This window comes from Streptomyces sp. NPDC029139 (genome assembly GCF_055564335.1).
The window spans coordinates 106,792-127,522 of sequence record NZ_JBVHWN010000011.1; the positions used below are offsets into that span (position 1 = coordinate 106,792).

Consider the following 20,731-nt stretch of genomic DNA (forward strand, 5'->3'; position numbering starts at 1 on the left):
CCATGACGAGCACGAGTACGAGCACCACCGAGCAGTTCGCCGACGTGTCGGCGACCACCCTGCTGCGCTTCGCCACGGCCGGATCCGTCGACGACGGCAAGTCCACCCTGGTCGGCCGCCTCCTGCACGACTCCAAGTCGGTCCTCACCGACCAGCTGGAGGCCGTCGAGGCCGCGTCCCTCAAGCGCGGCCAGGAAGCGCCCGACCTGGCGCTCCTCACCGACGGCCTGCGCGCCGAGCGCGAGCAGGGCATCACCATCGACGTGGCCTACCGCTACTTCGCGACCCCGCGCCGCCGGTTCATCCTCGCCGACACCCCCGGGCACGTGCAGTACACCCGCAACATGGTCACCGGCGCCTCGACCGCCGAGCTGGCCGTGGTCCTCGTCGACGCCCGCAACGGTGTCGTCGAGCAGACCCGCCGCCATGCGGCCGTCGCCGCGCTGCTGCGTGTGCCGCACGTGGTCCTGGCCGTGAACAAGATGGACCTCGTCGACTACGCGGAGCCCGTCTTCGCCGCGATCGCCGAGGAGTTCACCCGGTACGCGTCCGAGCTGGGCGTCCCGGAGATCACCGCGATCCCGATCTCGGCGCTGGCCGGTGACAACGTGGTGGAGCCCTCCGCCAACATGGACTGGTACGGCGGTCCGACCGTCCTGGAGCACCTGGAGACCGTCCCGGTCAGCCACGACCTGACGGCCTGCCACGCGCGCTTCCCGGTGCAGTACGTGATCCGTCCGCAGACGGCCGAGCACCCCGACTACCGGGGTTACGCCGGTCAGATCGCGGCCGGGGCGTTCCGGGTCGGCGAGCAGATCACCGTCCTGCCCTCGGGCCGGACCTCCACGATCACGGCGATCGACGCGCTGGGCGAGTCGGTCGACATCGCCTGGGCTCCGCAGTCGGTGACGATCCGGCTGGCCGACGACATCGACATCTCGCGCGGCGACCTCCTCGCCCCGAGCGGTGACGCCCCGGCCACCAGCCAGGACGTCGAGGCGACGGTCTGCCATGTGGCGGACCAGCCGCTGGCCGTCGGGCAGCGGGTGCTGCTCAAGCACACCACCCGCACGGTCAAGGCGATCGTCAAGGAGATCCCGTCCCGGCTGACCCTGGACGACCTCTCCCAGCACCCCGAGCCGGGGCAGCTGGTCGCCAACGACATCGGCCGCGTGAAGGTCCGTACGGCCGAGCCGCTCGCGCTCGACGCGTACGCGGACTCCCGCCGTACCGGTTCCTTCCTTCTGATCGACCCCGCCGACGGCACCACGCTCGCGGCCGGCATGGCGGGCGAGGCCTTCGCCGGCGCCAAGGCCGCGGCCGCCGCGGACACCGCCGACGACGAGGGATGGGACTTCTGATGGTCCGGAACGTCTACGCCACCTTCGCCAAGGAGGGCGGCCGGGTGGGTTCCGGCGCCCTCGGCGCGGGCCGGGGAGGTGTCGCGCGATGTGCGTGCTGACGCCGATGCGCCGCGTAGGCGGCGCGCACCCGCTCCACGAACGACATAGACGACGAAGACTCTGAAGACCCTGAGGGGACAACCTCCGTGCCTGCCTCCCGTGCCACCCTGCGCCGCTCACTCGCCACCGCCGCGGCTCTGCCGCTGCTGATCGGCGCGCTCGCCTCCTGCGGCTACGGCTCCCAGGCCAAGAACGACGAGAAGAAGGTGGTGGCCGAGGGTGAGAAGCTCTCGGCCGACAAGGTCCGGCTCGGATACTTCCCGAACCTGACGCACGCCACCGCCCTGGTCGGCGACGAGCAGGGCATCATCCAGAAGGAGCTGGGCGGCACGCGGCTGGAGGTCTCCACCTTCAACGCCGGCCCCTCCGAGATCGAGGCGCTCAACGCCGACTCGATCGACATCGGCTTCATCGGCCCCTCCCCCGCGATCAACGGGTACGTCAAGTCCAAGGGCAAGAACCTGCGGATCATCGGCGGTTCCGCCTCCGGTGGCGTGAAGCTGGTCGTGAACCCCGCGAAGATCAAGACGATCGACGACCTCAAGGGCAAGAGGATCGCCACCCCTCAACACGGCAACACGCAGGACGTGGCCTTCCTCAACTGGCTCTCGGAGCAGGGCTGGAAGGTCGACGCCCAGAGCGGCAAGGGCGACGTCTCCGTGGTCCGCACGGACAACAAGGTGACCCCGAACGCCTACGCCTCCGGGGCCGTCGACGGCGCCTGGGTGCCCGAGCCGACCGCGTCGAAGCTGGTCACCGAGGGTGCGAAGGTGCTGCTCGACGAGTCGACGCTGTGGCCCGACAAGAAGTTCGTGATCACGAACATCATCGTGTCGCAGAAGTTCCTCGCCGAGCACCCGGACGTCGTGGAGGCGGTGCTGCGCGGTTCGGTGAAGACCAACGCGTGGATCAACGCCAACCCGGACACGGCCAAGGCCTCGGCCAACGCCAAGCTGAAGGAGCTCTCCGGGAAGCCGCTCGGTGACGAGGTGATCGACGCCGCCTGGCCGTCGATCCGGTTCACCGACGACCCGCTGGCGGCCACGCTCCAGGCCCAGGCGGACCACGCGGTGAAGGCCGGTCTGCTGAAGCGGCCCGACCTGAGCGGGATCTACGACCTGAAGCCGCTCAACAAGGTCCTCAAGGCCGCGGGTCGGCCCGAGGTCGCCGACGCCGGTCTCGGCGTCAAGTAACAAGTCCGCAGCTGAGCCCCAGGAGGTGACGACCATGGCCACGACCGCGACGCTCGCCAAGGCCGAGCAGGACCGTACGGCGGTGACGCACGCCGCCCGGATCGAGCACGTCTCGAAGTCCTTCGGCGGACCCGCCGGTCAGCAGCTCGTTCTCGACGACATCTCGCTCGATGTCGCCCCGGGCGAGTTCGTGACCCTCCTGGGGGCCTCCGGGTGCGGCAAGTCCACCCTGCTCAACCTGGTCGCCGGGCTCGACCGGCCGTCCGCGGGGTCCATCGAGACCCCCGGCGGCCGGCCGGCCCTGATGTTCCAGGAGCACGCCCTCTTCCCGTGGCTCACCGCGGGCAAGAACATCGAACTGGCCCTGCGGCTGCGCGGGGTGCCGAAGAACGAGCGGCGCCCCGAGGCGGAGCGCCTGCTCGAACTGGTCCGGCTCGGCGGCTCGTACCGCAAGCGGGTCCACGAGCTGTCCGGCGGTATGCGCCAGCGTGTGGCGCTGGCCCGGGCGCTCGCCCAGGACAGCGATCTGCTGCTGATGGACGAGCCGTTCGCGGCGCTCGACGCCATCACCCGGGACGTGCTGCACGACGAGCTGACCCGGATCTGGCGGGAGACGAAGCTGTCGGTGCTCTTCGTCACCCACAACGTGCGCGAGGCCGTGCGGCTGGCCGAGCGTGTGGTGCTGCTGTCGTCCCGCCCCGGGCGGATCGCCCGGGAGTGGACCATCGACATCCCGCAGCCGCGCCGCATCGAGGACGCCGCCGTGGCGGAGCTCTCCGTCGAGATCACCGAAGAACTGCGTGGGGAGATCCGCCGTCATGGCCAGCACTGAGACGACCACCACGACGGCGGCGAAGGCCGACGATCTGGCCGGCCTGGAGGCGGGGCTCGACGCGCTCGACGCGGTCCAGGTGAACCGCACGCCCGTGCGCGAGGTCCTGCTGAAGAAGGTGCTGCCGCCGGTCACGGCCGTGGTACTGGTTCTGGTGGTCTGGCAGCTCCTGGTCACGGCCCAGGTCACCGACGAGTTCAAGCTTCCGCCACCGTCCGCCGTCTGGGACAGCCTGTCCACCATGTGGCTGGAGGGCACGCTTCTCGACGTCCTGTGGACGAGCGTCTCCCGGGCCCTGCTCGGCTTCCTGATGGCGCTCGCCATCGGTACGCCTCTCGGTCTGCTCGTGGCGCGGGTGAAGTTCGTCCGCGCGGCGATCGGCCCGATCCTGTCGGGCCTGCAGTCCCTGCCGTCGGTGGCCTGGGTCGCCCCGGCCGTCCTCTGGATCGGCCTCAACGACCAGATGATGTACGCGGTGATCCTGCTGGGCGCGGTGCCCTCGATCGCCAACGGCCTGGTGGCCGGTGTCGACCAGGTCCCGCCGCTCTTCCTGCGGGCCGGGCGGACGCTCGGCGCGACGGGCCTCAGGGGCGCCTGGCACATCGTGATGCCGGCCGCGCTGCCGGGTTATCTGGCGGGTCTGAAGCAGGGCTGGGCCTTCTCCTGGCGTTCGCTGATGGCCGCCGAGATCATCGCGTCCTCCCCCGACCTGGGCCTGGGCCTGGGCCAGCTGCTGGAGAACGGGCGCAACAACATCGACATGCCGGGCATCTTCCTGGCGATCATCCTGATCCTGCTCGTCGGCATCGCCATCGACCTGCTGATCTTCAGCCCGCTGGAGCGCGCCGTGCTGCGCAGCCGCGGTCTGCTGGTGAAGAGCTGAGTCACGCCATGAACGCTCCTTCCCTGCCGTCGCCCACCACCGCCCTTCCAGGGAATCGCTTCGCGCCGGTTCTTCTGGTCGTCGCCCACGGCAGCCGCGATCCGCGGCACGCCGCGACCGTGCACGCGCTGGTGCGCCGGGCCCGGGCGCTGCGGCCGGGGCTGCGTGTGGAGACGGCGTTCCTGGACTTCAACCTGCCGTCCGTGCCGGGTGTCCTGGACCGGCTCGCGGCCGAGGGGGTGCGGGAGGTGGTGGCACTGCCGCTGCTGCTGACCCGCGCCTTCCACGCCAAGGCCGACATCCCGGCCGTGCTCCGGCAGGCCCCGCCGTCCCTGAGCGTCCGCCAGGCGGAGGTGCTCGGCCCGTCGCCGCTGCTCGTGGCCGCGGTGGAGCGACGGCTGTACGAGGCCGGGCTCAGGCCCGGCGACAAGAGCGCGACCGGGGTCGTCCTGGCCTCGGCGGGCTCCACCGACCCGGAGGCGATCGCAGCGATCGCAGAAACGGCGCGGGAGCTGCGGCGCACCGGTTGGTGCTCCGTGCGGCCTGCGTTCGCCTCCGCATCTCTTCCCCGGACCGAGGACGCGGTCCGCGCCCTGCGCGCCGACGGGGTCCGCCGGGTGGCGGTCGCCCCGTACGTCATCGCCCCCGGCCGGCTGCCGGACCGCATCGCGGCGGGCGCGGCGGAGGGCGGCGCCGATGTTCTCGCGGGCGTCCTCGGCCCGTCGCCGGAGCTGGCCCGGCTGCTCGTCGAGCGGTACGACGACGCGGCGCGCGTCGAGCAGCGGGTGGCGGTGGCCGGTTAGAGACCGGCCGGTCCGGCCGGGGCGCGGCCGCTGACGGCGAGGGCGCGTTCGAGGTCGCAGGCGCCCTCCGGCACGTCGACCGGGTCGGCGAAGCCGTCGTACTCGCGGTACATCTCCGCGGACTCCTCGACCACCGTGAGCAGGAACTGGGCGGTCGCGTCCGGGAGGGCGAACTCCTGGCCGGTGGAGCGGGCCAGGTCCCAGCCGTGCAGGGCGAGTTCCTCCAGGAGCATCGAGGCGACCGCCGGCGCGGGCATGGTGGCGAAGCCCAGGTCCACCTCGCCCTCCCAGACGTCCGGCTTCTCCCAGGCCGCGAGCGCCCGGTCGAGCTGGGCCGCGTACCGCTCCGCCCAGTCGGTGTCGGCCGTGAAGTCGCGCTGGACCGTCTCCTCGGGAAGCTGCGTGCGCAGGGCGCGGTGCTCGAGGCCGTGGGAGGAGTAGAGGACGAGGTGGTTGACGAGCTCGCGGACGGTCCAGTCGGCGCACACGGACGCACCGGCGAGCTGGTCGGCGGTGACGCCCCGGGCGACGCGGACGGCCTCGGCGGCGGAAACGGTGAGGTGGGTGTGGATGGCGTTCATGGCGCCGAGGCTACGAAGCGTGGGTACGGCCGGTCTTGAAGAAAGGCGACAGGGACGCGCACTCGGGACTCGGAGGCTTTGGGGCGTTCGGCCGGGCGGGGATCGGCTGGTCGGGGCGTCGGCTGGTCGGGCGTCGGCTCGGCGGGGTTCAGCGGAAGTCGAGTCCGCCCGTCCGGGTCCGCTTGATCTCGAAGAGGTCGGAGTGGCCGGCGAGCACCCGGAAGCTGTCGAAGAGCTCGGCCGCCTCGGGCCCGCGCGGAATGGCCCGCAGGACGGGCCCGAACCAGACCGTGCCGTCGACGTGGAGCGTCGGGGTGCCGACGTAGCCGTCCGCCTCGGGGTCCTTGCCCGCGTCGTGGCTCCGGCGGACCACCTCGTCGTACGTGTCGTCGTGCGCGGCCCCGGCGAGTTCGGCCGGGAGGCCCAGCTCGGCCAGGGACTCGGCGATCACGGCGTCGAAGTCCTTGTTCCCGTCCTGGTGGATGCGAGTGCCGTAGGCGGTGTACAGGTCGCGCAGAACCGCGTCGCCGAACTTCTCGGCGGCCGCGGCCGCCACGCGCACCGGTCCGATCGACTTGTCGACGAGTTCTCGGTACCAGTCGGGCAGCTCGTTGCCGACGTTGTGGAAGAAGAGGCTCATCACCCGGAAGCGCAGCTCGATGTCGCGGTGGCGTTCGACCTCCAGCATCCAGCGGGAGGTGATCCAGGCGAAGGGGCAGGCGGGATCGAAGTAGAAGTCGACGACGGTCCTGGGCTGCGTCTCGGTGGTCATGGCAGGAGCGTAGCCAGCCGTCGGCCGCGGGTGGCGGTCCATTCGCGACTCCGTCAACTGGGCCATTTCCGAGCGGTGTCGGGGCTTGTTGTAGCGTCCCGTCCATGATCTCGGAGACGTATCCGCTCGGCGGTGATCTTCCCGTACGGCGGCTCGGTTACGGCACGGCCCAACTGACCGGACCCGGGTACTGGGGCCCGCGCGGCGAGCGGGCGGACGCGGTGTCCGTCCTGCGGCGGGCGGTGGAGCGGGGCGTCACGCTGATCGACACCGCCGACAACTACGGCCCCGGTATCGCCGAGGACCTGGTCGCGGAGGCGCTGCACCCCTACCGGGACGGGCTGGTGGTCGCGACCAAGGGCGGCGTCGTGCGCACGAGCGAGAGCGCCTGGCACATCGAGGGCCGGCCCGAGCGACTGCGCGCGATGTGCGAGGGGAGCCTGCGGCGGCTGCGGACGGACCGGATCGACCTCTACCAGCTGCACCGGCTCGACCCCGAGGTCCCGATGGCGGAGCAGCTCGGCGCGCTGGACGAGCTGCGCGCCGAGGGCAAGATCCGGCACATCGGCCTGGACTCGGTGACGGCGGAGGAGCTGACGCGGGCGCTGACGCTGACGTCCTCGATCGTCTCGGTGCAGAACCGTTTCAACCTCCTGGACCGTGGGTCGGCGGCGGTGCTGCGGGTCTGCGAGGCGCACGGCCTGGGGTTCCTGCCGTGGTTCCCGCTGGCCGACGGCGCCCTGACCGGCGAGGCGGCCTCGGCACTGACCACGGTGGCGGGGCGGCTCGGTGCGAGCCGGGGCCAGATCGCCCTGGCCTGGCTGCTGCACCACTCCCCCGTACTGCTCCCGACGCCGGGCACCGGTTCACTCGCCCACCTGGAGGAGAACCTGGCCGCCGCCGCCCTCCGCCTGGACGCGACGGACCTCGCCGTGCTGGACGCACTCGCCGACGGTCCGCCGACAGTCGGCTAGACGTCGGGGAGGGAAGGATCGGGCGCCCAGGACGGGGGTGCGGTGATGGCCCACCGTTCGTGGTCGCGCCAGGCACCGTCGATGTAGAGGTAGGCGGGCGACAGACCTTCGAAGCGAAAGCCAAGGCGCTGGACCACGGCCAGAGACGCCTTGTTCCCGGGCTGGATGTTCGCCTCCAGCCGGTGGAGCCGCAGGTCGTCGAAGGCGTGCCGCAGGGCGAGGGTGAGTCCTTCGGTCATGTACCCCTGCCCCGCGGACGGCGCGAAGGCGGCATAGCCGAGGGACGCGCCCTGGTAGCGGCCCCGGATGATCGAGTTGATGTTGACCATGCCGGCGGCCGCACCGGTCTTCCGCACGCGGATCAGAAAGCCCCGGCTGGTGCCGTCGTCGAAGCGGCTCATCCAGTCCTGGAACTCCTCCGCGGTCACGGGCAGCCGCATCCAGGGCGAATGGAGCTCGGCGCTGGCCCGCACGAGCGAGCAGAACTCATCCTGGTCGGCGTGGGTGAGCGGGCACAGTTCGACCCGTGTCGGCGCGAGAGACATGGCCCCATGCTAGGACCCCTCTCGAACGGAGGATCATCCGAGTGATCCGCTCCGGCTCGTGCGCGAGCCATGCCCTCACAAGGGCGCCCCCATCACCATGCCGGGCACGACCTGGGTGAGGGTGCCGTCCGGAGCGAAGTACACCCGCACCTCGTACAGGCCGAGCACGCCGCTGATGAAGTCCGGTTGCCCGTAGTGCCAGACCTGCAGCCCGAGCCGTTCGAAGTACGACCGGGCCAGCGACCGCATGGTCTCGTCCCGGGTCCCCTGCTCCACGAGGCCGTGGAGCCAGCTCGCGGCGTTGCGGATGTCCTGCACCGCCGCGTGCAGGTCGATCTCGCCCGCGCCGGTGAGGCGTTCGTCGGTGACGGCGAAGAAGTGGTTCCCGAGCGAGGTGAAGGTGTGGCCCGCCGTGTTCGCCGCGGTACGGGCCAGGGTCACCGCGACGGCCTCCCGCGGCCCGTACGCGGTCAGGTCGACGCGCTCGCCGGACAGCTCGGGCAGGTCCTCGGGGTCCGCGGGATCGAGCCCCGCCGCCTCGCGGAACCGGTCCCGGATGTCCTCCGTGCCCGGCGCCCACCGGAACCAGCCTTCCTCCGCGTCGAAGGAACCGAGGCGGCGCGCCTTCAGGCCCCCACCAGGGAAGCGCAGCTCCGCGGCCGGCTCGTCCCACAGCGGTGCGCGGCCGGCGAAGGCGAGGTGGTCGTCCGCGTACCGGACCATCGCCCGCGTCCGCAGGATCGAGAAGGCCATCTCCCGGGCCGCCACGGCCAGTAGTGGCCGCGGGAAGGTGCGGTGCGGCGCGTCCGGAGACAGGCGCGCGCCCTCCAGCCGCTGTTCACCGGCCGTGCCGCAGCCCGGCGCGCTCCCGTCGGGGCCGGTGATCTCGACGCCGGTGACGTCCTCGCCCGTCAGGGTCACCATGACGCGGTCCCCTCCGTCGAGCACCCCCTCCACCCGGCCGGGCCCGTACACCGGATCGATGCCGTGCCGGTCGAACCAGCCCCGCACCGGCGTCAGCGCGGGGCCGGGAAGCAGCGCGACGCCGTTGCGCAGGGCCCGGGTGAGCCGGTCGGCTCGCGGCTCGGCCCGCGGCACGGCGGGGTCGTCGACGGCCATGAACACCCGGCTGCGTTCGTTCACGGCGCAGATCACCCCGCCCCGGGCGTCGAGAAGCCCCATGCACATCAGCAGCAGGTGGTCGGCGGCCAGGCGCGGGTCGGGAAAGTGGCTGAGATCCGGCATGGGGTCGGTCAGCTCCGGGACGCCGGCACGCTCGCCCAGCTCACGCAGCTCCCGGGAACGTTCCGCGATGACGCTGTCCCGGTACGACTCGTGGGACCACGCCCACATCCAGGTGCCGTCCAGGGCGTAGGTCCCGATGACGTGGGCGCGCAGCGTGATGCCCGAGCGGGTGACGGAGGGCTGGTCCCGGTCGAAGGACACCACCCCGGCGGGCACCAGGCGGTCGAAGAGGTCGAGCTGTTCGCAGACCCAGGCGAGGTGGGGCCGGGCGAGGGCGAGGAGCTGGTCGCTGAAGGAGGCTGTCATGAAGGCTTTCCGGTGATCGGGGCGGCCGGTGGTCGAGACGGCCCGGGGTCGGAGCCGGTCCGTGATCACGCGGCCGGCGTGCGTACGCCCTGATGACTCCCGTCCGGCGTCCCGCGGTTCCGGCCCGGCACCCTGCCCCGCACGCGAGGGGGCTCTAGGCCGTGTCCGGAGAGTCCCCGGTCATCTCCGCCAGCTTGACGACCGTGTTCCAGTTGCGCGTGGTGGCCACGATCCCCTTGAAGAAGGCGGGCCGGGAGAGTGTCTCGGCGAGCTTGGACCTGCCCAGGCCCTCGGGGGCGTAGAGGTAGAGCGCGCGGTCGCCGAGGCGGAACTCCTCGGGGAGGAAGGCGGCTTGGTCGAGGGCCGCGAATCGCTCCGGGCCGACCTGCTCGGAGAAGTACATGACGTGGAGCTGCTTGCCCTCGAGATCGGCCGCGGGGAAGGGGCAGGCGTCGACGACGGCGGCGAGGTACTGCGCCTCGCGGACGAGGCAGTCGACACGGAAGCCGAAGCGCTTCTCGATGGCGTTCTCGACGGCGGCGGTGAGGTCCTGCTCGGCCGGCTCGGCCGCGTCACTGGTGAAGACGGCGTTGCCGCTCTGGAGATGGGTCCGTACGTTCCTCAGACCGAGGTCCTCAAGGACGGAACGGAGCTCCGCCATCGGCACTTTGCGGTGTCCGCCCACGTTGATTCCGCGCAGCAGGGCGGCGTACGTCGTCGTCATGGCACCCACGATAGAGCGGCCGCCGTGCCCCGTGGGGGAGGGCACGGCGGCCGCCGGTCAGCGGGGCGGAGCTACTCGACGATCTTGAGCAGCTTGTTCGCGGTTCCCGAGGAGGGGTTGGAGATCTTGTCGGCGGTCGCTCCGGTCACCAGGGCCTGGGCGATCTGGTCCGGGGTGGCGTCGGGGTGTGCCGCGAGGTACACGGCGGCGGCGCCGACGACGTGCGGGGTCGCCATGGACGTGCCGGAGATGGTCTTGGTGCCGGTGTCGCTGTCGTTCCAGGCCGAGGTGATCTCCGAGCCCGGGGCGTAGAGGTCCACCACGGCACCGAAGTTGGAGAAGCTGGACTGCTGGTCGTCCTCGGTGGAGGAGGCGACGGTGATCGCTTCCGGGACGCGGGACGGGGAGCCCTGGCCCGCGTCGGAGGACTCGTTGCCCGCGGCGACGCCGAAGGTGACGCCGGCGGCGATGGCCTTCTGGACGGCCTCGTCGAGGGCGGGGTCGGCGCCTCCTCCGAGGCTCATGTTGGCGACGGACGGGCCCTGGTGGTTCTTGGTGACCCAGTCGATGCCGGCGACGACCTGCTCGGTGGTGCCGGAGCCGTTGTCGTCGAGGACGCGGACGGCGACGATCTTGGCCTTCTTGGCGACGCCGTGGGCCTCGCCGGCGATGGTGCCGGCGACATGGGTGCCATGGCCGTTGCCGTCCTGGGCCGTGTTGTCGTTGTCGATGGCGTCGAAGCCGTCGACGGCGCGGCCGCCGAAGTCCTTGTGGCTGACGCGGACTCCGGTGTCGATGACGTACGCGGTGACGCCCTCGCCCGCCTTGTCGGGGTAGGTGTACTTCTTGTCCCCGGCGGTCTCGGCCTGGTCGACCCGGTCCAGACCCCAGGAAGGCGGGTCGGCCTGGGTGGCGTTGATGGAGAACTTCTTGTTCTGGACGACCTTGGCGACGGCCGGGTCGGCGGCGAGGCGCTTGGCCTCGGTCTCCGTGAGGCCGTTGACCGAGAAGCCGTTGACGGCGGAGTCGTAGCTGCGGCGCAGGGTGCCGCCGTACTCCTTCGCCAGCTCGCCCTTGTCGGCCTTCTCGTCCAGCAGGACGACGTAGCTTCCCGCGACGGCGCCTTCCGCGCCGAGTCCGTGAACCGTTCCGAGGGCGGGCGTGGGGGCCGCGCCGGCGAACGGGCTGCTGAGGACGGTCACTCCGGCCGCGGCCGCGATAGCGGTCGAGACGGCGATGAGCTTGGTCCGGCGGACACGCTTGTGTATTGCCATGAAGAGGGGTCTCCTCGTCAGGATTTGTGGGGGGATGAGCCACTGGAAGGAAACTCTCCGGTAGCTGCCTCGAAACCCTTGCTCATTGACGAGTGCAAATCAAGACCTTCATACACCTGTGATTTATTCAACAAGGTTTCGTAATAATAAATCGGTCATCTCTTCCCAACTCGGCGCACGGGCAAGGCCCCCGGCGGCGCCGGGGGCCTCGACTGCGCCTGCCGCTACGGCAGTTCGGCCTCGATCAGGTCCGCCGCCCGGCGCGCCCCGCCCTCGTTCGCCATGCGGTCCTGGATCTCCTTGGCGCGCACGGCGACGTCGGGGTCGCCGACGAGCGCGAGCACGGCTTCCCGCAGGTTCTCGGCCGTCGCCTCCTCCATCGGCAGGTGCCGGGCCACGCCCAGGGACTGGAGCATGTCCGCGTTGCCGAACTGGTCGACGGCCTGCGGGACCGCGACCATCGGCGTGCCGGTGGCGAGCCCCTCCTGGCTGCCGCCGGCACCGGCATGGGTGATGAAGGCATCGGCCTGCCGGAGGATCGCCAACTGAGGCACCCAGGAGCGCACTTCCACGTTGGACGGGATCCGGCCGAGCTCCGACGGGTCGACGAACGCGCCGATCTGGAGCACGACGTGCCAGCCCGGGAGGTCCCCGAAGGCCGCGACGCACGCCTTGTAGAAGTCTGGCTGTTTGGTGAAGGCGGAGCCCAGGGAGACCAGGAGCACCTTCTCCGCGCCCGTCGGCCGCCGCCACTCCCCCTGGTCCGCCCGCTCGCCCTGACACGAGCCGACGAAGGTGAAGACGGACGCGTCGACCCGGTCGGCGTGCGGCTGGAGCGCTTCGGGGATGAGCACGATCGCCCGGCGGGGGCGGGCGACGAGCCGGTCGGGGTGGGTGTCCACACCGTTCTCGGCGAGCCAGTTCTCGAAGCGGGCGTAGTACGCCTTCCCCCGCTGGGACGCCTTGAGTTCGGCCAGCATGGGCTCGGCGACCTCTACCTCGTATCCCTCCCAGGGAACGAGATTCGGCCAGAGTGCCACGGCGGGGACGTTCCACCGGTGTGCGAGGACCGGAGCGGGGTAGGCGGTGATGTCGTGGAGGACGAGGTCGGGCCGGTCGGCTTCGAATGCCTCGGCGAGCTGCGGCAGGACCTGTACGGCGTCGCGGAGGAAGGGTTCGAGGTTGTCGATCAGCTCGGTGCCCCAGGCGTCCGGGTCGTCGTCGGTGGGAAGGCCGGATGCGTAGACGACGGGGGTGGCGCCGGTCGCGGCGACCTTCTCGGCGAAGGAGGCGGGAATCGCGTAACTGACGCGGTGTCCCCGGGCGACGAGCTCCCGGATCACTTCGAGGCTGGGGTTCACATGGCCGTGGGCGGCGATGGAGAACATGGCGATATGGGCGCGTCGTCGCGAGGTGGCGGTCATGCGCCCACAGTAAACGAGACGAGACGTCTCGTCCAGCCAATAGGCCGGGGCAGGCCCGGTCCCGCGCGGCTCAGCGCCGCTGATACCGGGCGAGGACCAGGTTCCCGTCCTCCACCAGCCGTTTCCGCAGCTCCTCGCCGTCGATCGCCCCGCTGTAGTACTCCTGGTACGCCGGAGTGGCCACCTTGTCCTTCCATTCCGGATAGCCGCGAACCGACTGGGCCGGCGCCGAGCGCAGGTGTTCGGCCACCGCCGCTCCGGTCGCCCAGCCGTCCTTCGCGGTGTGCAGGGACGGGTCCGCGAGCGCCGTGGTGCCGGTCGGCAGCATCCAGTCGCCGCGCGCCAGACGGACCATGCTCTCCGGCCGCAGGAAGAAGTCGAGGAACCGCGCCGCCTCCTTCTTGTACGGACTCTCCTCGGCGATCGAGAGCGTCTGCGGGCTGACCCCCTGCGCGAGCCCGTCCTTCCCCGCGGGCGCGGGCAGCACGATCCACTCGAAGCCCTGTGGCGCCTGCTGGGTGATCTGCTGCCGATAGGAGAAGCCGAGCGGCACCATCGCGTACTTGCCGCCGAAGAAGCCGGGCAGGGCGTCGGAGCCGCCGGTGCCCAGGGTGGAGCGGGAGGCGCTGAGGTCGGTGTTCACCTGGTCGTGGATCGTTCCGGGGACGACCCCGTCCTCCCCGGTGAAGCGGAGGGTCACCCTTCCGTCGGGCTCCCGGTGGAAGAGCCGCCCGCCCGCCGAGAGCCCCAGGTTGAGGCTGACCGAGACCGGTTCCTTGAGCGGCCAGGCGACCGCGTACCGGCCCTTGCCCATGGACGCCGTCAGATCCTTGGTGATCCGCCGGAACTCCCCCCAGGTCCAGGGGTTCTCCGGGGTGGGCATCCGGACGCCCGAGGATTCCAGGATCCGCTTGTTCGCCATGATCACGCGCGGTTCCTGGAGGAAGGGAACGCCGAAGATCCCGTCCCCGAAGGTCGTCGTCTCCCAACTCCGCGCCGGGATGTCGGACTTCAGTCGGGCCGGCAGGAGATCCGTCAGATCGGCGAGGTAGCCGCCGTAGGCGAAGTCGGCCAGGTCGTCGGAGGCGTCGTGGATGATGTCGGGCGCCTCACCGCCCTCGAAGGAGGTGAGGAGCTGGTCGTGGACGGAGTCCCAGCTGCCCTGGACGTACTCGACCTGGATGTCGGGGTGGGCGGCGTTCCACTCCTCCACCAGTTGCTTGTTGGCGTCGACGGACTCCTTCTGCCACGCCAGCGACTGGAAGCGGAGGCGGATCGGTCCGCCGTCGGGGTCGTCCCCCGCGGCGCATCCGGTGAGGAGCAGCGCGAGGGCGGCGGCGGACGCCGTGAAGGCCCGTACCCGGGACATCCGTACGCGCATCAGGACTTCACCGCCCCTGCCGTCATTCCGCCCGTGATGCGCCTCTGGATGATCGCGAAGACGACCAGCGAGGGGATCGTGGCGAGGAACGCGGCCGCGGCGAGCGGTCCGAGATCGGCGACGCCCTCCGCGCCGAGGAAGTGGGTGAGGACGACCGGCAAGGTCTGCTTCTCCGGGGTCTTGAGCAGGACGAGCGCGAAGAAGAACTCGTTCCATGCGGTGATGAAGGCGAAGAGCGCGGTGGCGACGATGCCGGGGGCGAGCAGCGGGGCGGTGACCGAGACGAGCGTACGGAGCTTCCCGGCGCCGTCGACGGCCGCGGCCTCCTCCAACTCGGCCGGCACGGCCCGTACGTACCCCACCAGCATCCACAGCGCGAACGGCAGCGACCAGACGACGTACACCATGACCAGACCGGACAGGCTGTTGATCAGGTGCAGGTTCTTCAGGACGAGGAAGAGCGGGATGATCACCAGCACGAAGGGGAATGCCTGGCTGATCACCACCCAACCGGTGGCGGCCGTGGAGAGCCGGCCGCGGTGGCGGGCCATCACATAGGCCATGGGCGTGGCGATGACGACCGCGATCAGAGCCGCCGCGAGGGCGGCGATCAGGCTGTTGCCGGCTGCCTGCAGCAGCGGCTGTTCGTCGAACGCCTGCCGGAAGTTGGCGAGGGTCGGGTCCTTCGGGATCCAGGTCGGGTGGAGCGAGCCCAGTTCGGTCGCCGGCTTGAAGGCGGTGGAGACCAGCCAGAGGAACGGGAAGGCCAGGAACACCAGATACGCGAGGAGCGCGAGGTACTGGCCGAACCGCGCCGGCCCGCTGGTACGGAGGGTGCTCACCGGTCCTGGTCCCCCTTCAGCCGTCCGACGAGGTAGAGGGCGAGGAGCACGGAGATGACGGCGACCATGACACACCCCATCGCGGCGGCGTAGCCGAACTGCCCGTAGCGGAAAGCCTCTTCGTAGGCGAAGAGCATGGGGAGCCGGGTGCGGCCGCCGGGTCCGCCGTTGGTCAGGACGTAGACCAGCGCGAAGGAGTTGAAGTTCCAGATGAAGTTGAGCGCGGTGATGGCGAGCGCGACCGGTTTGAGGGCGGGCCAGGTGACGGTGCGGAAGCGGCGCCAGGCGCCCGCGCCGTCGAGGGCGGCGGCCTCGTGGAGTTCGTTCGGGGTGTTCTGCAGCCCGGCGAGCAGGGCGACCGTGGTCTGCGGCATCCCGGCCCAGACGCCGACGAGGATCACGGCCGGCAGGGCGGTGGCGAGGCCGGTGAGCCAGTCGCGGCCGTCGCCGAGGCCGAGATCGCGGATCGTCTCGTTCAGGATGCCCGCGTCGGGGTTGTAGACGAGCCGCCACATGATGCCCACGACGACCTCGGGCATGGCCCAGGGGATGATCGCGAGCGCCCGGGCCAGCCAGCGGAAGCGCAGATTCTGGTCGAGCAGCAGTGCGAGGCCGAGGGCGAGCAGGAACTGCGGGACGGTGACGCCGACGGCCCAGAGCAGGCCGATCCGGAAAGAGTCCCAGAAGAGCGAGTCGTGGAGGAGGTCCTGAAAGTTGAGCGTGCCGACCCACTGGGTGGGTTGCGTGCGGCCGGACTGGGCGTCGGTGAAGGCGAGCGCGATGCCGTAGAGCAGCGGGCCGACGCTGAGGATCAGGATCGGGATCAGCGCGGGCAGCACCAGGAACCAGGCGCTGTGGTCCCGCCCGGGGACAGGTCTCCCGCCGGCGGTGCTTGGTCCGCCGGACCGCTTCGTTGCGGTCGCCACACTCACAGATTCGACCCCTTATGAGCCCTTTTGCCGCGCTGCACCGGCCTTCGTCATGGTCCTGACGGGTCGTCGGTTCGTCAAGGCAACCTGCGTCGATGCGAGACTTTGGCTGATTCGCACAGGCACCGGTGAGACACGGAGATTCGGATGAACGAGGCGCTGGACGAGGCGCGGGCGCGGGAGGTCCTGGCCGCCGTGGGGCTGCCGGCGGCGGACGCGACGCTTCTCGCGCTGGGCGAGAACGCGGTCTTCGCGCTCGGTGAGCTGGTGGTGAAGGTCGGCCGCGACGCCGAGCTGCTGCCGCGCGCCGAACGGGAGCTCGCGCTCGCCGACTGGCTGGCGGAGAGCGGTGTCCCCGCCGTGCGGGCGGCGGAACCGAAGCCACTCCTGGCCGAGGGCCACCCGGTCACCCTCTGGCACCGGCTCCCCGCCGTCCGCCCCGCCGAGCCGCGGGATCTCGCCCCGCTGCTCCGGCGGGTGCACGCTCTGGCCGAGCCGGCGGGCTTCACGCTCCCGCGCCGTGACCTGCTCGGCGGGGTCGAGCGGTGGCTGCGTCTCGCCGGCGACGCGATCGACCCGGCCGACGCCGCCTTCCTGCGGGAGCGGCGCGACTCCTTCGCCCCGGCCGCGGCCGCGCTCACCCCGCACCTGCCGCCGGGGCCGATCCATGGTGACGCGCTGCCCCGTAACGTCCATGTCGGACCCGAGGGGCCGGTCCTGGTCGACCTGGAGACCTTCTCCTCCGATCTGCGGGAGCACGACCTGGTGGTGCTCGCCCTCGCCCGGGACCGGTACGGCCTGGACCCGGCGGCGTACGACGCGTTCACCGAGGCGTACGGCTGGGACGTACGGGAGTGGGGCGGGTGCGCCGTGCTGCGCGGGGCCCGGGAGACGGCGAGCTGCGCGTGGGTGGCCCAGCACGCGCCGGCGAACCCGCAGGCGCTGGCCGAATTCGAACGGCGGGTGGCATCGCTGCGGGAGGGCGATCCCGAGGTGCGCTGGTACCCCTTCTGACACCGTGTCGGGGCGGGCCTCTCCATCCCACCGCTGGACCGGGATCTCGTGATGCGTGTGGAGGACCGGGCGCCCGTCGGGTCAGCCGGCCACCGCGGCCGGCTCCCGCAGGGGCCACGTGGGGTCGACGACCGCCTCCGGACTGCCCTTGCGGCGCAGGAAGTCCTGGAAGTCCTCCGCCCAGACGCGGTACCAGCCGATCTGACGCTCATGCAGCTCGGCCGGGGTCAGCGCGGCCACCGACGCGTGCCGGTCGGCTATCGCGACCGCCACCCGCACGGCGGCCAGCGCGTCGGCCGCCGCCTGATGGGCCGCCTCCAGGACCACGCCGTACTCCGCGCAGACCGCCTCCAGGGTCCGCTTCCCGCGGCGGTAGCGGTCGACGGCCCGGTCGATGGTGTACGGGTCGACGACCGGGCCTATGGGCGCGCCCCCCAGCCGCTCGCTGAGCGAGGGCAGTCCGTGGCGCCGCAGTTCGGCGGAGAGCAGCGTCAGGTCGAAGGAGGCGTTGTACGCCACGACCGGCACGCCCCTCGCCCAGCATCCGGCCAGGGTCCCGGCGATCTCGTCGGCGACCTCGCGCACCGGCCGTCCCTCGGCGGCGGCCCGCTCGCTGCTGATGCCGTGGATCGCCGACGCCTGCGCCGGGATCCGGATCCCGGGGTCGGCGAGCCAGTCCCGCTGCCGCGCGACGCGTCCGCCGTGGACACCGACGATCGAGGCGGTCACGATCCGCGCCTCCAGCGGTTCGGTGCCGGTCGTCTCCAGGTCGAATCCGACCAGCTCTTCCCCGTGCCAAGCCATCGGGACCTCCTTACGTGATCTCCCCCGTGGTGCTGAACACCCTCGCACGAGCCACTGACAACGGACCGGGAGACCTCAGGAGACCGGCCGGGAGTCGAGCCAGACCGACTCGAACTCCTCCCGGTACGTGGCGAAAAGTCCGTATTCACCCTCGTGTCCCTGCTGACCGGAACGCACCACGTTCCGGCCGCCCCCGCGCAGGACGAGCACCGGCGCCTCCATCCCCCGCGCCTTGCGCAGATACGACTGGACGACCCCGACACCGTCCGGCCCGTCCCCGTCCACGAGGTAGGCGGTGAAGCGCGGCGTCTCGTCGAAGACGTGGATCTGGAAGGCACCCGGATCGCGCAGCCGGGAGCGCACCCGCCGCATGTGGAGGATGTTCATCTCCACCGAGCGGCTCAGCTCGCCCTTCTTCAGGCCGAGTTCGCGCTCGCGCCGCTTGACGGCGCTGCTCGCCGGGTTCAGGAACAGCAGGCGTATCCGGCAGCCCGACTCGGCCAGGCGCACGAGCCGCCGCCCCGAGAAGTTCTGCACCAGCAGATTCAGACCTATCCCGGTGGCGTCGAGGCGCCGGGCCCCGCCGAAGAGGTCCTCGGCCGGCAGCTGCCGCTGCAGCCGCACCCGGTCCGGGTGGACGGAGACCACGTCCGCGTACCGGTCGCCGACCAGGTCCTCGACCGCGTCGACCGGCAGCCGGTCGGCGGACGGCACCCCCGCCCCGCTGCCCAGGATCTCCAGGAGCCGGGCGGAGGCCCGCTCGGACTGGGCGAGCACGGTGAGCGAGAGGGCCCTGTTGCGGGAGACGACGTTGCGCGTCACCTCCAGCTCGTCCAGGGCGAGCTCGACCTCCCGCCGGTCGTCGAAGTACGGCTCGAAGCAGGGCCAGTGCTGCACCATCAGCTCCCGCAGCTGCGGGAGGGTGAGGAAGCTGAGCACGTTGTCGTCGGCCGGGTCGAGGAGGTAGCCCTTGCGCCGGGACACCTCGCGGACGGCGACCGCGCGCTGCACCCACTCCTGTCCGGCCGGGCCGGCCGCGGCCACCACCCAGTCCTCGCCGTGCACCGGCTCGTAGACCGGCTTCAGCACGGCGGCCACCACGGCGCGCAGCCGCTGCTCGACGAGATTCAGCCAGATGTAGGCCCTGCCAGCCCGCTGGGCACGGGTGCGCACCTCGCTCCACGCTTCGGCGCCCCAGTCGAGCTCCGCCCCGATCTCCATCGGCCTGGCGACGGAGACCGCGCCGGGCGGGACTTCCACGGGGTCGGCGGCGCCCCCCTCGTGACCCGCGTCACCTGGGGGCAGCTCCAGACCTCCCGAGCTCACCCGCGCACCGCCTTCTGCTCCTGGACGCCCGATCCGACCGTCTGTCAACGATCAAGGAAGGGTACTCCGCGAGCGGGAGGCGGTGCAGCAGGATCGGCAGGCTCCTTGCTCAACTCCCCTGATTCGGAGCGCCGTTCTGGTCGGCCAGATCGGCCGGAGTGAGCGGATTCATAGCGGTCACGTCCCTGGGCGCGAGCTGGAAGCCCTGCCAGTGCACCGGCATCGGCTGCTGGTCCTCGTCCCGGGCGATGTGGTGGAACCCGATGTTGACCCAGACGGCGGGGTCGGTCAGCGTCTCGCCGTTGACCCACTTGTCCACGCTGTCCGGCGCGTTCCGGCCACAGTCCAGGATGTTGTTGCTGGCGAACTGCTCACAGGCCCGCGTCTGGGTGACGTAGACGTCGTGCTTCGTGAAGCCGCGCCCCGCGTGGGTGTTGGAGGGGCCGGGCACGATCTCGTACGAACGGGCGTGGCCGTCCTTGTTCTTGCCGGTGGCGCTGACCACCCGCCACCAGCGCATGTTCTTCGCGTCCCCGGCGAACTCCTTCGTCATCGGGGTGCGGGTCGTCTTCACCGTCGGGCCGCCACCGCCGGCCGCGGGGGCGGTGACCTTGGAGTCGTACTGCTCGATCCGGTCCCTGACGCTGCCGTCGAGACCGAAGTCGAGCCGCCAGAAGACGTTGTGCGCGTGACTGGTGGCGTAGGAGCGGGCGCCGGGGCCGATGGGCCAGCCACGGCCGTCGGTCGCGTTGTAGTCGCCCGGCGCGAGGCTGCCGGTGGCGCCGACGTTGGCGGCGATCGTGCCGTCGGAGGAGAACCGCCACTCGGTGATGTACTCGTACCAGGCCACCTTGTTGACGGTGTAGACGAGCAGGTCCTTGCCCTGGGCCTGCCAGACCTTGGTGCCCTCGTCGTTGGCCATCCGGTACGCGTGGCCGCGCGCCCGGGTCGTGGTGCACAGGCCCTTGACGTTGCCCAGCTCCGGCACCTTGACGGTGGTGATGGTGCCGCCGGGGCATTCGGCCGGCTTCAGGTTCTGCAGCCCCCAGCCGAAGCCGGCGCCGGTCAGATCGTCGTACTCGGCGTTGCCGTCGTCGTAGGGGACGTGGATCTGCGCGAGCTTGGCGCTGTTCAGGACGCGGATCGGGGCGCTCGCGCTCTTGGGCTGGTAGGTCACCTTGTCCAGGACGAGCCCGGAGTCGGTGTCGTAGCGCCAGCACATGCGCCACGTGGTGCCGCCGTCGAGGGTCTGTTCGACCCGGTACGCGGCGGAGCAGTCGGGCCGGGCCGGTGCGGGTGCCGCCGTGGCGGAGCCCACCGGGCCGGCGGCCGCGGTGGCGGTGCCGAGCAGGGCCGCGGCGGCGAGGACGGCGCCCTGCTTGCGGGCGCGCGGAAGGAACGGGTCGGGCATGAGAT

The 20,731-nt window shown here is 71.3% G+C and carries 20 protein-coding genes; 7 read left to right on the top strand and 13 right to left on the bottom strand.

Annotated features, from left to right (window positions below):
- The first annotated feature begins 2 nt into the window (after positions 1-2).
- From ACZ4VW_RS23615 to ACZ4VW_RS23635, 5 genes are all read left to right on the top strand, one after another.
- Positions 3-1,361, top strand: coding sequence for a sulfate adenylyltransferase subunit 1 (locus tag ACZ4VW_RS23615; protein ID WP_467965508.1), 1,359 nt, complete (start codon positions 3-5; stop codon positions 1,359-1,361).
- 188 nt (positions 1,362-1,549) lie between these two features.
- Positions 1,550-2,656, top strand: coding sequence for an aliphatic sulfonate ABC transporter substrate-binding protein (locus tag ACZ4VW_RS23620; RefSeq protein WP_467965510.1), 1,107 nt, complete (start codon positions 1,550-1,552; stop codon positions 2,654-2,656).
- 34 nt (positions 2,657-2,690) lie between these two features.
- Positions 2,691-3,488, top strand: a complete 798-nt coding sequence (locus ACZ4VW_RS23625; protein WP_467965512.1) for an ABC transporter ATP-binding protein — start codon at positions 2,691-2,693, stop codon at positions 3,486-3,488.
- On the top strand, positions 3,475-4,371 hold the full coding sequence (locus tag ACZ4VW_RS23630) for an ABC transporter permease (RefSeq protein ID WP_467965514.1): 897 nt from the start codon (positions 3,475-3,477) through the stop codon (positions 4,369-4,371). The genes ACZ4VW_RS23625 and ACZ4VW_RS23630 overlap by 14 nt, the downstream gene beginning before the upstream one ends.
- Positions 4,372-4,379: 8 nt before the next feature.
- The gene (locus ACZ4VW_RS23635; protein ID WP_467965516.1) at positions 4,380-5,174 is read left to right on the top strand and encodes a sirohydrochlorin chelatase; all 795 of its coding nucleotides are present in this window, start codon (positions 4,380-4,382) and stop codon (positions 5,172-5,174) included.
- On the opposite strand, the gene ACZ4VW_RS23640 is transcribed toward ACZ4VW_RS23635, so the two are convergent.
- Entirely contained in the window at positions 5,171-5,755 is a 585-nt protein-coding gene (locus tag ACZ4VW_RS23640; protein ID WP_467965518.1) for a TIGR03086 family metal-binding protein, read from the bottom strand. The two genes, ACZ4VW_RS23635 and ACZ4VW_RS23640, sit on opposite strands and share 4 nt — an antisense overlap.
- 148 nt (positions 5,756-5,903) lie before the next feature.
- Positions 5,904-6,527, bottom strand: a complete 624-nt coding sequence (locus ACZ4VW_RS23645; protein ID WP_467965519.1) for a mycothiol-dependent nitroreductase Rv2466c family protein — start codon at positions 6,525-6,527, stop codon at positions 5,904-5,906.
- Positions 6,528-6,631: 104 nt separating this feature from the next.
- Here ACZ4VW_RS23645 and ACZ4VW_RS23650 point away from each other — a divergent pair, with 104 nt between their 5' ends.
- Positions 6,632-7,501, top strand: coding sequence for an aldo/keto reductase (locus ACZ4VW_RS23650; RefSeq protein WP_467965522.1), 870 nt, complete (start codon positions 6,632-6,634; stop codon positions 7,499-7,501).
- Here ACZ4VW_RS23650 and ACZ4VW_RS23655 read toward each other — a convergent pair.
- From ACZ4VW_RS23655 to ACZ4VW_RS23690, 8 genes are all read right to left on the bottom strand, one after another.
- Positions 7,498-8,046, bottom strand: a complete 549-nt coding sequence (locus ACZ4VW_RS23655) for a GNAT family N-acetyltransferase (RefSeq protein WP_467965524.1) — start codon at positions 8,044-8,046, stop codon at positions 7,498-7,500. The two genes, ACZ4VW_RS23650 and ACZ4VW_RS23655, sit on opposite strands and share 4 nt — an antisense overlap.
- A 75-nt stretch (positions 8,047-8,121) precedes the next feature.
- Entirely contained in the window at positions 8,122-9,597 is a 1,476-nt protein-coding gene (locus tag ACZ4VW_RS23660) for a DUF6882 domain-containing protein (protein ID WP_467965526.1), read from the bottom strand.
- A gap of 154 nt (positions 9,598-9,751) precedes the next feature.
- Positions 9,752-10,321, bottom strand: a complete 570-nt coding sequence (locus ACZ4VW_RS23665) for a DUF1697 domain-containing protein (RefSeq protein WP_467965528.1) — start codon at positions 10,319-10,321, stop codon at positions 9,752-9,754.
- Between the two features lie 71 nt (positions 10,322-10,392).
- Positions 10,393-11,595 carry a S8 family peptidase gene (locus ACZ4VW_RS23670; RefSeq protein WP_467965530.1) on the bottom strand — a complete coding sequence of 401 codons (1,203 nt, stop codon included), beginning with the start codon at positions 11,593-11,595 and terminating at the stop codon, positions 10,393-10,395.
- Between the two features lie 224 nt (positions 11,596-11,819).
- Positions 11,820-13,019: a macrolide-inactivating glycosyltransferase gene (gene mgt, locus ACZ4VW_RS23675; RefSeq protein ID WP_467965532.1), complete on the bottom strand. Its 1,200-nt coding sequence runs from the start codon at positions 13,017-13,019 to the stop codon at positions 11,820-11,822.
- A 70-nt stretch (positions 13,020-13,089) separates the two neighbouring features.
- On the bottom strand, positions 13,090-14,400 hold the full coding sequence (locus tag ACZ4VW_RS23680) for an ABC transporter substrate-binding protein (protein WP_467965534.1): 1,311 nt from the start codon (positions 14,398-14,400) through the stop codon (positions 13,090-13,092).
- A complete protein-coding gene (locus ACZ4VW_RS23685) occupies positions 14,400-15,242 on the bottom strand; it encodes a carbohydrate ABC transporter permease (RefSeq protein WP_467965536.1) in 843 nt (280 codons plus the stop codon). The genes ACZ4VW_RS23680 and ACZ4VW_RS23685 overlap by 1 nt, the downstream gene beginning before the upstream one ends.
- The gene (locus ACZ4VW_RS23690; RefSeq protein WP_467965538.1) at positions 15,239-16,174 is read right to left on the bottom strand and encodes a carbohydrate ABC transporter permease; all 936 of its coding nucleotides are present in this window, start codon (positions 16,172-16,174) and stop codon (positions 15,239-15,241) included. Before ACZ4VW_RS23690 ends, ACZ4VW_RS23685 begins: the two co-directional genes overlap by 4 nt.
- Positions 16,175-16,330: 156 nt before the next feature.
- Between ACZ4VW_RS23690 and ACZ4VW_RS23695 the strand changes: the two genes are divergently transcribed.
- On the top strand, positions 16,331-17,185 hold the full coding sequence (locus ACZ4VW_RS23695) for a phosphotransferase enzyme family protein (RefSeq protein ID WP_467965741.1): 855 nt from the start codon (positions 16,331-16,333) through the stop codon (positions 17,183-17,185).
- A gap of 81 nt (positions 17,186-17,266) precedes the next feature.
- Here ACZ4VW_RS23695 and ACZ4VW_RS23700 read toward each other — a convergent pair whose 3' ends face one another.
- The 3 genes from ACZ4VW_RS23700 to ACZ4VW_RS23710 form a co-directional block, all read right to left on the bottom strand.
- Positions 17,267-17,989: an exonuclease domain-containing protein gene (locus tag ACZ4VW_RS23700; protein ID WP_467965540.1), complete on the bottom strand. Its 723-nt coding sequence runs from the start codon at positions 17,987-17,989 to the stop codon at positions 17,267-17,269.
- Between the two features lie 75 nt (positions 17,990-18,064).
- Complete coding sequence (locus ACZ4VW_RS23705) at positions 18,065-19,315, bottom strand: SAV2148 family HEPN domain-containing protein (protein ID WP_467965542.1); 1,251 nt, start codon at positions 19,313-19,315, stop codon at positions 18,065-18,067.
- Positions 19,316-19,424: 109 nt separating this feature from the next.
- Positions 19,425-20,726, bottom strand: coding sequence for a copper amine oxidase (locus ACZ4VW_RS23710; RefSeq protein WP_467965544.1), 1,302 nt, complete (start codon positions 20,724-20,726; stop codon positions 19,425-19,427).
- Positions 20,727-20,731 lie beyond the last annotated feature (5 nt).